Genomic DNA, 8402 nt, shown 5'->3' on the forward strand with positions numbered 1-8402 from the left:
CTTATATGATGAAGATAGGAATAGCAGGAGCCGGTGGTATCGGGTCAAATGTAGCTGTGCATCTGGTAAGAACCGGAGTAACAGATCTAAAAATAGCAGATTTTGACACCATAGAAAAATCAAATCTCAACAGGCAGTTTTATTTTCACCATCAGATAGGAGCCTCCAAAGTTGATACTCTAAAAAAAAATCTTCTGGATATCAATCCAAATGGCTTTTTTCATGTGGAGAACATAAAACTTGATAGGGAAAATATGGCTGACTTTTTCCTCGATTGTGATATCGTGATAGAAGCCTTTGACAAATCAAAATACAAAAGTATGCTTATAGAAGAGGTCTATTCCCAGGGGAAGATCATGGTTTCTGCCTCGGGAATAGCAGATTGGGATATTGGAAATATCAAAATCAAAGAAATCATGCCAAATCTTTTTGTTGTGGGAGATTTTGAAAAAGGTATAGAAAATTACAAGACCTATTCCCATAAAGTATCCATAGCAGCTGCAATGATGGCTGGAATTGTCCTGGAAAAAGGAGGCTTTTATGAGAAATAGAATCGATATCCCTGCTGGACTCTACGGGATCACAGGAGAGGCTTTCTCCAACGGAAAGAGCAACCTCCGGTGTGCAGAGGATATGATAAAATCAGGAATAAAAATAATACAATACAGAGAAAAAGATAAACCCATAAGGGAAAAAATAAAAGATATGAAAGAGATAAGGGAGCTCTGCAGAAAAGAAGGGGTTCTTTTTATAGTAAATGATCATGTAGATGTGGCTATACTGGTAGATGCCGACGGTGTACATGTTGGACAGGAGGATATGCACCCTTCAGACGTACGGGCACTAATAGGGCCCCATAAGATTATAGGCTTATCAACACATTCCCCTGAAGAGGGTATGGCTTCTCTGGATGAGGATATTGATTATATTGGTGTAGGCCCTATATTCCCTACCACTACAAAGGACAGAGAGGCTGTAGGACTTGAGTATCTGGATTTTGCAGTGAAAAATCTAGATATTCCATTTGTGGCTATAGGGGGAATAAAAGAGCATAATATCAAGGAGATAATAAAGGCCGGGGCTGAAAGGATATGTCTTGTGAGCGAGGTTATAGGGGCTGAAGATATAAATAAAAAAGTTAAAAAACTGAATAAGCTGATGAAAAACAGAAATTAATTTTTTAAATATTTGTATTATAAAAGTCCCGGAAAATTCCGGGACTTTTATAATATTAGCACTTTGTATTTTTTATAGGTATACTTGCTATCAAAGCCGTTTTTCTGCTTTGATTTCCATCCTCTAATATCTCAATATTCAGGCTTTCTATATCAATGTCCACATATTTAGATATTACAGCTATCAGATCATTTTTCATATCATTAATGACTCTTGGAGACAGCATAGATCTGTCATGGATCAAAACAAGCTTCAATCTATCCTTGGCCACACTCTTAGAGCCACTCTTTTTAAACAAGTCAAAAAAACTCATATGCCCACCTACCTCTTAAAAATTCCTTTTAGTTTATTGATAATTCCTCCTCTAGACTGGAGCTCTAAAAAACTTACCTCATTACCTATGACTCTTTGGGATATATTAGTATATGCCCTTGCAGCCATCGAATTACCTTTGAATATAAGAGGTTCTCCCTTATTTGTGGATATGATAATATTTTCATCGTCAGGAATTATCCCCATTACGTCAATTGCAAGAATATCTACTATGTCTGATATATCAAGCATATTCCCTTCTCTTACCATATCAATTTTTATACGGTTTACTATGAGCTTGGAGTCTTTTATTTCATGGGCATCCAGAAGACCTATTATCCTGTCTGCATCCCTTACTGCTGAGATTTCAGGAGTTGTCACAATGAGAGCCTGATCTGCTGCTGCAATTGCATTTTTAAATCCTTGCTCTATACCAGCCGGACAGTCCACTATTATAAAATCAAAATCTACCTTTAATGCCTCTATAAGAGTCTTCATCTGCTCTGGATTAACTGAATTCTTATCCTTTGTCTGAGCCGCAGGAAGAAGAAAGAGATTATCACACCTCTTGTCCTTTATGAGAGCCTGCCTTATTCTGCAGTGACCTTCTATTACATCTACCAGATCATAAACTATTCTGTTTTCAAGGCCCATAACCACATCTAAGTTTCTAAGTCCGATATCAGCATCGATAAGAAGAGTCTTCTTACCTTGAAGAGCAAGTCCCACACCTAAATTTGCAGTTGTGGTAGTCTTTCCCACTCCGCCTTTACCAGAAGTTATAACAATTACTTTTGCCATTTTTATCACTCCCAAAAATAACTAGATTTTCATCATGTCTCTCAGTGTTATTTTGTTAAAATTCTCTATATGCATCTTTCCGTCTTTTATGTATGCTACTTCCAAGCTGCCTTCTTTTTTTATTCTGTTTGTGCCAAGCATATCCTCGGCTGGATTTCTGGCTATGTTTTTCCCTATTCGCAGCTGGATTGGATTCATTTTGAGGGCACTTATAAAAGCCTCGTCTTCATCCTCTATACCTGCATGAGCCGTCCCGTTCAGATACCCCAGAACCACTATGTTTCCCTTTGCAGTAACTATAGCTCCTGGATTTATATCCCCCAGAACCACTAGGTTCCCTTCATAATGAACACTTTGACCTGACCTCAGGTTTCCTTTGTAAAATTTGGTGACCCCTTCATCTATGACAGTTTCGGGAATAATAAAGTTCCCTATAAAGGATTTACCATTTGATATAATATAAGTTATTCGTATATCACTTTCCCTTCTGATGATTTCAAGAAGCTGATTTTCCTCCACTTCAGAAAGCTCTCTGTTTGAAAACTCTATTGCAACTTTTGCATTCTTCAAAAATTTCTCTGCTTCTTTGAGTTTTTCTTCAAGATTTTTCTTTAGTGTTTCATAATCAATTTCAGAATCTAAATGAATTACCAGTCTGTCTTCTTTTCCTTTTAAAATAACATAATTATCCATCGGCTCCACCCTTCATAAAGTGTGTTCAATTTAAGTATAGCATACCATTTTTGCCTAATCAACTAAAGGGTTTAAAAAAAATAGCTTTTTTTTTAGTTTTTTGATATGATTTTATTTAGTAGACAAAAAGGGGGTACTCTATGCATGGTATTTATCTGGCAGGCGAATCTTTTTTTGAAGCTTTTTCTGTCATAAAAAATGGTAAAATGAGAAAATTTTATCTTCTGCCTGGTGTTCTAAACCTCATACTTCTTAATCTTTTGTACAAACTGAGTAAATATATTTCATTCAATCTCTTTTCAAAACTTGAAGGCTATTTCCATCTGAACAGTTATGAAAATGTAACATTTATAATCATAAAATTTATAATTATAATTATAGCGTTTTTACTTTACTTTCTGGTTTATAAGGCACTTCTTCTGATAGTTCTTTCACCTTTTCTGAACTATATCTCCGAAAGAACAGAAAGAACCATGGTCAACCAGAAATTTGACTTCTCCTTCAAGGACAATATGAGATTTATCTGGAGAGGCATAGTTATATCCTGTAAAAGTTTTTCAAAAGAGATGTTAGGAACAATCATTCTTTTACTTCTGGGACTTATGCCGTTTTTAAGTATTACGGTTCCTTTCTTTATTTTCCTTCTTCAGGCATATTATATCGGATTTTCTTTTATGGATTACACCCTTGAGAGACATAATTATTCTTCTAAAGAAAGCCTTATCTTCCTCAAAAAAAACTGGACTTTTTCAGCTTTTAGCGGAGCCATCTTTACCATGGTATTTCTGATACCGGTTATAGGAATATTCATAGCACCTCTTGTTTCCTGTGTAGCCGTTACATTGGGGACAATAAAAATAATAAATAAAGACAAAATATAATTCAGCTGACTAAATAAAAAAAATCCCCCCTCTTCTTAAAAGGGGATTTTTTATTTAGGCTGGGCTTTTATTCAGTTCACTCTGAGGTTCCTTGTCTTTCAATATATAGATAAAAGCAAAGACAGCTAAAAGATGCTGATACCACAGAAGAGGGATAACTTCAAAAGGAGTTACTGACCCCTTTGCAAAGCTAAGAAGTATGAGCATCTGAGCCCCATAAGGAATCAGTCCCTGGACAATACATGAAAATATATCCAACAGGGCAGCACTCCTCTTGCCTTCTACGTTATATTTTTCTGACATCTCTTTAGCCAGAGGTCCGTTTATAATAATTGCCACTGTGTTATTGGCAACAGCTGCATCAGTCAGAGAAACCAGAGCTGCTACTCCAAACTGGGCACTCCTTCTGCCGGTTATTCTTTTCTGAACAGATTCTAGGAGCCACTGTATTCCACCGGCTTTAGCCACCATCTGTGCCAGTCCACCTGTGAGGAGAGACAAGAGAAATATTTCCTGCATCCCTGAAAACCCCTTATAAATTTCATTGGCAAAACTAAGAGTAGTAAAGTCACCTTTCAATAATCCGATTAAACCCGAAAGGAGAATCCCTCCTGTGAGTACTGCAAAAACATTGACCCCTGCAACTGCCAGAATAAGAACCACAATATACGGAACTATTTTCACTATATCATAGTTATAGCTGGCAGCCATCTCCACCATACTGTCAGGCCTTCCAAATGCAACCAGCAGTATTATTGTTATTATTGCCGCAGGAAGAGCAAGAGCTATATTGGTTCTGAACTTGTCCCTCATCTCTACTCCCTGGGTTCTCGTGGCGGCTATGGTAGTGTCAGATATCACCGATAGGTTATCTCCAAACATTGATCCGCCCATTACTGCAGCAAGCGTCAGAGGCATAGAAAGTCCAGAAGCCTCAGCAAGTCCCACGGCTACTGGTGCTATTGCGACTATTGATCCTACAGAAGTCCCTGTAGAAGTAGATATAAATGCCCCTATAACAAATAGTCCAGCTGGTATATAATGGGCCGGGATAAATGTCAGTCCCATATTTACCACTGAGTCCACTCCTCCCATGGCCTTTGATACTCCTCCAAAGGCTCCTGCAAGGAGATATATTATACACATCACTATTATATCTTCATGACCGCAGCCTTTTATAAAATCTTTAAATTTCTCCTCTATACTCCCCTTAAATAAAATAAAGGCAGATATTATACCTGCAAAGGCTGCTATGGGAGCCGGCAGCTGATAGAACCCCATCTCCACTCCTGCCATACTTAGGATTATTCCGCTTCCCAGATAGATTGTGACAAATATTATAAATGGTATCAGACCTTTAAATTCTCCTTTTGTTTTCATATTTACTCCTTCTTTTTAAAATTATAACCGGAAACAAAAAAGGCTGCAACGCAGCCTTTTATTAAAATATAGGCACTACTCCGCCTTGATACTTTTCTTCAATAAACTTTTTCACTTTTTCACTCTTTAGAGCTGTCATAAGAGCTTTTATCTTTTCAGAATTTTCTTCTCCTGTCTTTACTGCTACTATATTTACATAAGGAGATTCTGCTCCCTCTATAAGAAGGGCATCTTTTACAGGATTTAATCCACTCTCTATAGCATAGTTTCCGTTTATAACAGCTGCATCTACATCTTCAAGTACTCTAGGAAGCTGTGCTGCTTCTAGGGCCTTAAATTTGAAATTTCTAGGGTTTTCTATTATATCATACTCTGTAGCTTTGAGTCCTGCATTTGGGTCTAGCTTGATAAATCCATTTGTCTGAAGAAGAATCAATGCTCTGGCTCCGTTTGAAGGATCGTTTGGTATGGCTATTACGGCACCGTCTTGAATTTCCGCTATGTCCTTTATCTTTCCTGAGTAAAGGCCCATAGGCTCTACATGTACTCCCCCTGCAGAAACAAGAGCAAGGTTTCTCTCCTTTGCAAATTCATCTAAATAAGGAATATGCTGAAAGAAGTTTGCATCTATTTCTCCGTCTGACAATGCAAGGTTTGGTGTTACATAGTCTGTGAACTCTACCACTTCAAGAGTATATCCTTTCTCAGAAAGTTCCTCTTTTGCGATTTCAAGGATCTCTGAGTGAGGTACAGGAGTAGCTCCTACCTTTATCTCAACAGACATGTTTTCCGCCTTTTTCTCTCCACAAGAAGTAAGCCCTACGATAACCAAAATTGAAACTGCAATTAAACTGATGATTTTTTTCATAATTTTCTCCTTTTTATCCTCTTTTTTTTCTTATATCATAAACTATTTTGTTTCCTAAAAATTGTATCCCCTGGACCAGGATTATTATAGATGCCACGGAAACTATCATTATGTCCAGCTTGAATCTCTGGTATCCGTATCTGATGGCAAGGTCTCCTAAACCTCCTCCGCCTATTGCCCCGGCCATGGCCGAGTATCCCACAAGGGTTATGACTGTTATTGTCAGACCGTGGATCAAAGAAGGAAGTGATTCTGGGATGAGAACTTTTAATATTATATCTTTTCTTGATGCTCCCAGGGATATAGAGGCTTCTAACAGACCTCTGTCTACCTCTTTTACAGCCCCTTCTACTATTCTAGCCACAAATGGTGCCGCAGCTATTGAAAGTGGTACTATACTGGCTGTAGATCCTATTGTAGTCCCCACTATAAATCTAGAAAGTGGAAGGACAAGTATCATCAGTATAATAAAAGGTATTGATCTGAAAATATTAATGAGACCGTCTAGCACTCTGTTTAGTTTTGGCATTTCCATTATATGATTTTTATCTGTTATAACTGCCAGAAGTCCTACGGGTAATCCCATAATAGTAGCAAATATTGTAGACAGGATCACCATGTAAATAGTCTCTCCCAAAGCAGGTATCAGCAAAGCTATTATTTTATCCATTATATATCACCTTTACCTCTACGTCCTCTTTTTTCATCCAGTTCAGCGCCTCTTCCTGTCTTTCTCCAGAAAGTTCCAGTATCAGATGCCCCACATTCTGTGTGACAAGCTTATCTATGCTTCCTGATACAATATTTGCATCTATGTCAAACATTCTGACCATCTGTGATATTATGGGTTTTTCCACTGTATGTCCCATGTATGATAGTTTTATTATTTTTTTACCAGGACTCTTTAGAAAATTTGTCTCTTCTGTTTCTTCTGGTATCAGATGAGATACAAACTCCTTTGCCATATCTGTTCTTGGGTTTGAAAAAATCCTGTCTACGCTTCCCTCTTCTATAACTTCACCTTTATCCATTATAGCTGCCCTATTGCATACACTTCTTATTACTTCCATCTGGTGTGTTATGAGGACTATAGTTAAACCAAGTTTTTTCTGAAGGTCTTTTAGAAGTTCCAATATGGACTTAGTTGTCTTAGGGTCAAGGGCACTTGTAGCTTCGTCGGATAATAATATCTTAGGATTATTGGCAAGGGCTCTGGCTATTGCCACCCTCTGTTTTTGACCTCCTGAGAGCTGACTTGGAAAAGCTTTTTCTTTGTCCTCTAGTTCCACAAGGGTCAAAAGCTCTTTTACTCTTGGGGGAATATCTTTTTTATCCCAGCCTGCTATTTCCAGTGCAAAGGCAATATTTCCAGACACATCTCTAGACTGAAGAAGATTAAAGTGCTGAAATATCATTCCGGTTTTTTTCCTGTACTCTTTTAACTCTGTATCACTGAACTTAAGGATATTGTTCCCCTCTACAAGAATCTCTCCACTGCTAGGTTCTTCAAGTCTGTTTAAAAGTCTTATCAATGTGGATTTTCCTGCTCCGCTGAGACCCATAATTCCGTAGATATCATCTTCTTTTATATGCAGATTCACATTTTTTACAGCAAGTACATCCCCGATGGCACTGCTGTATAATTTATTGAGATCTTTTATCTCTATCATCCATTACCACTCCTCAATTGTATATAAAAAATCCCCCTGAAAAAAACATGTCACAATTTTTTTATCAATAGCTGCCTCAGTTACCTTACAATTATTATTTGGGTTTCTAAAATATCGATTTTTTATGTTGATTAATTCGTATATAAACAAAAAAACTCTTCTTTTAGAGAAGAGGTCTTAGCTTAATCTATTCAAGATTATCCTCATCTCGCTGGAATTAGCACCACACCCCTTACGGCAGGTTGCTGAGGTTTCAAAGGGCCAGTCCCTCCACCTCTCTTGATAAGTATTTGATTTATACTAGAAAAAGTATATTACTTTTGACTAGTTCTGTCAAGAATTTTTTTATTATTTTAATCTGATATTCTTTATCACCATATTTCAGAATAAGAATTACTACTCATACTTTTGAAGACTCTCTTAATTAAACACTCTTCTTCACGTTATCAAAACATCTGTATCAACATAAAGGCAGATAATTGTATTTAAATCTTCTCCAATCCTTTTATTTTTAAATTACTATATTTTTGGGTAGTATCTATTAAAAAAGACCGTAGTTGTCAAATAGAATGTGGAGTGATACTATGATTTAACATATGCTTGCAAGATAAATTATTGCCA

The 8402-nt window shown here is 37.1% G+C and carries 10 protein-coding genes and 1 riboswitch; of the genes, 3 read left to right on the top strand and 7 right to left on the bottom strand.

Annotated elements, in window-relative coordinates; genetic code table 11:
- The coding region (gene thiF, locus ABZA26_RS03380; protein ID WP_372713108.1) for a sulfur carrier protein ThiS adenylyltransferase ThiF at positions 1–551 on the top strand (551 nt) is incomplete at its 5' end.
- Positions 541–1176 (top strand): thiamine phosphate synthase, encoded by a 636-nt coding sequence (gene thiE / locus ABZA26_RS03385; RefSeq protein WP_372713109.1) that lies wholly within the window; start codon positions 541–543, stop codon positions 1174–1176. The genes thiF and thiE, both read left to right, overlap by 11 nt.
- 55 nt (positions 1177–1231) lie before the next feature.
- Here thiE and minE read toward each other — a convergent pair whose 3' ends face one another.
- Genes minE through minC form a run of 3 tightly spaced genes read right to left on the bottom strand, consistent with a single transcriptional unit; the run spans position 1232 to position 2982 of the window.
- Positions 1232–1489: a cell division topological specificity factor MinE gene (gene minE / locus ABZA26_RS03390; RefSeq protein WP_372713110.1), complete on the bottom strand. Its 258-nt coding sequence runs from the start codon at positions 1487–1489 to the stop codon at positions 1232–1234.
- 8 nt (positions 1490–1497) lie between these two features.
- Positions 1498–2289 (bottom strand): septum site-determining protein MinD, encoded by a 792-nt coding sequence (gene minD / locus ABZA26_RS03395; protein WP_372713111.1) that lies wholly within the window; start codon positions 2287–2289, stop codon positions 1498–1500.
- Positions 2290–2310: 21 nt separating this feature from the next.
- A complete protein-coding gene (gene minC / locus ABZA26_RS03400) occupies positions 2311–2982 on the bottom strand; it encodes a septum site-determining protein MinC (RefSeq protein WP_372713112.1) in 672 nt (223 codons plus the stop codon).
- A gap of 140 nt (positions 2983–3122) precedes the next feature.
- Between minC and ABZA26_RS03405 the strand changes: the two genes are divergently transcribed.
- Entirely contained in the window at positions 3123–3863 is a 741-nt protein-coding gene (locus ABZA26_RS03405; RefSeq protein WP_372713113.1) for an EI24 domain-containing protein, read from the top strand.
- Positions 3864–3917: 54 nt separating this feature from the next.
- On the opposite strand, the gene ABZA26_RS03410 is transcribed toward ABZA26_RS03405, so the two are convergent.
- The 4 genes from ABZA26_RS03410 to ABZA26_RS03425 form a co-directional block, all read right to left on the bottom strand.
- Positions 3918–5243: a Na+/H+ antiporter NhaC family protein gene (locus ABZA26_RS03410; RefSeq protein WP_372713114.1), complete on the bottom strand. Its 1326-nt coding sequence runs from the start codon at positions 5241–5243 to the stop codon at positions 3918–3920.
- Positions 5244–5304: 61 nt separating this feature from the next.
- Entirely contained in the window at positions 5305–6111 is an 807-nt protein-coding gene (locus ABZA26_RS03415; protein WP_372713115.1) for a MetQ/NlpA family ABC transporter substrate-binding protein, read from the bottom strand.
- Positions 6112–6124: 13 nt separating this feature from the next.
- Positions 6125–6781 carry a methionine ABC transporter permease gene (locus ABZA26_RS03420; protein ID WP_372713116.1) on the bottom strand — a complete coding sequence of 219 codons (657 nt, stop codon included), beginning with the start codon at positions 6779–6781 and terminating at the stop codon, positions 6125–6127.
- The gene (locus tag ABZA26_RS03425) at positions 6774–7781 is read right to left on the bottom strand and encodes a methionine ABC transporter ATP-binding protein (protein WP_372713117.1); all 1008 of its coding nucleotides are present in this window, start codon (positions 7779–7781) and stop codon (positions 6774–6776) included. Before ABZA26_RS03425 ends, ABZA26_RS03420 begins: the two co-directional genes overlap by 8 nt.
- 200 nt (positions 7782–7981) lie before the next feature.
- Positions 7982–8070, bottom strand: a riboswitch (SAM riboswitch).
- Positions 8071–8402 lie beyond the last annotated feature (332 nt).

The organism is Ilyobacter sp. (genome assembly GCF_041583315.1).
Taxonomy (GTDB): Bacteria; Fusobacteriota; Fusobacteriia; order Fusobacteriales; family Fusobacteriaceae; genus Ilyobacter.

What these genes read in the sequence shown, in the direction of transcription:
- ABZA26_RS03420 (WP_372713116.1), bottom strand. Translation starts at nt 6,781, where the DNA reads ATGGATAAAATAATAGCTTTGCTGATACCTGCTTTGGGAGAGACTATT.
- minD (WP_372713111.1), bottom strand. Translation starts at nt 2,289, where the DNA reads ATGGCAAAAGTAATTGTTATAACTTCTGGTAAAGGCGGAGTGGGAAAG.
- ABZA26_RS03425 (WP_372713117.1), bottom strand. Translation starts at nt 7,781, where the DNA reads ATGATAGAGATAAAAGATCTCAATAAATTATACAGCAGTGCCATCGGG.
- minE (WP_372713110.1), bottom strand. Translation starts at nt 1,489, where the DNA reads ATGAGTTTTTTTGACTTGTTTAAAAAGAGTGGCTCTAAGAGTGTGGCC.
- minC (WP_372713112.1), bottom strand. Translation starts at nt 2,982, where the DNA reads ATGGATAATTATGTTATTTTAAAAGGAAAAGAAGACAGACTGGTAATT.
- ABZA26_RS03410 (WP_372713114.1), bottom strand. Translation starts at nt 5,243, where the DNA reads ATGAAAACAAAAGGAGAATTTAAAGGTCTGATACCATTTATAATATTT.
- ABZA26_RS03415 (WP_372713115.1), bottom strand. Translation starts at nt 6,111, where the DNA reads ATGAAAAAAATCATCAGTTTAATTGCAGTTTCAATTTTGGTTATCGTA.
- ABZA26_RS03405 (WP_372713113.1), top strand. Translation starts at nt 3,123, where the DNA reads ATGCATGGTATTTATCTGGCAGGCGAATCTTTTTTTGAAGCTTTTTCT.
- thiE (WP_372713109.1), top strand. Translation starts at nt 541, where the DNA reads ATGAGAAATAGAATCGATATCCCTGCTGGACTCTACGGGATCACAGGA.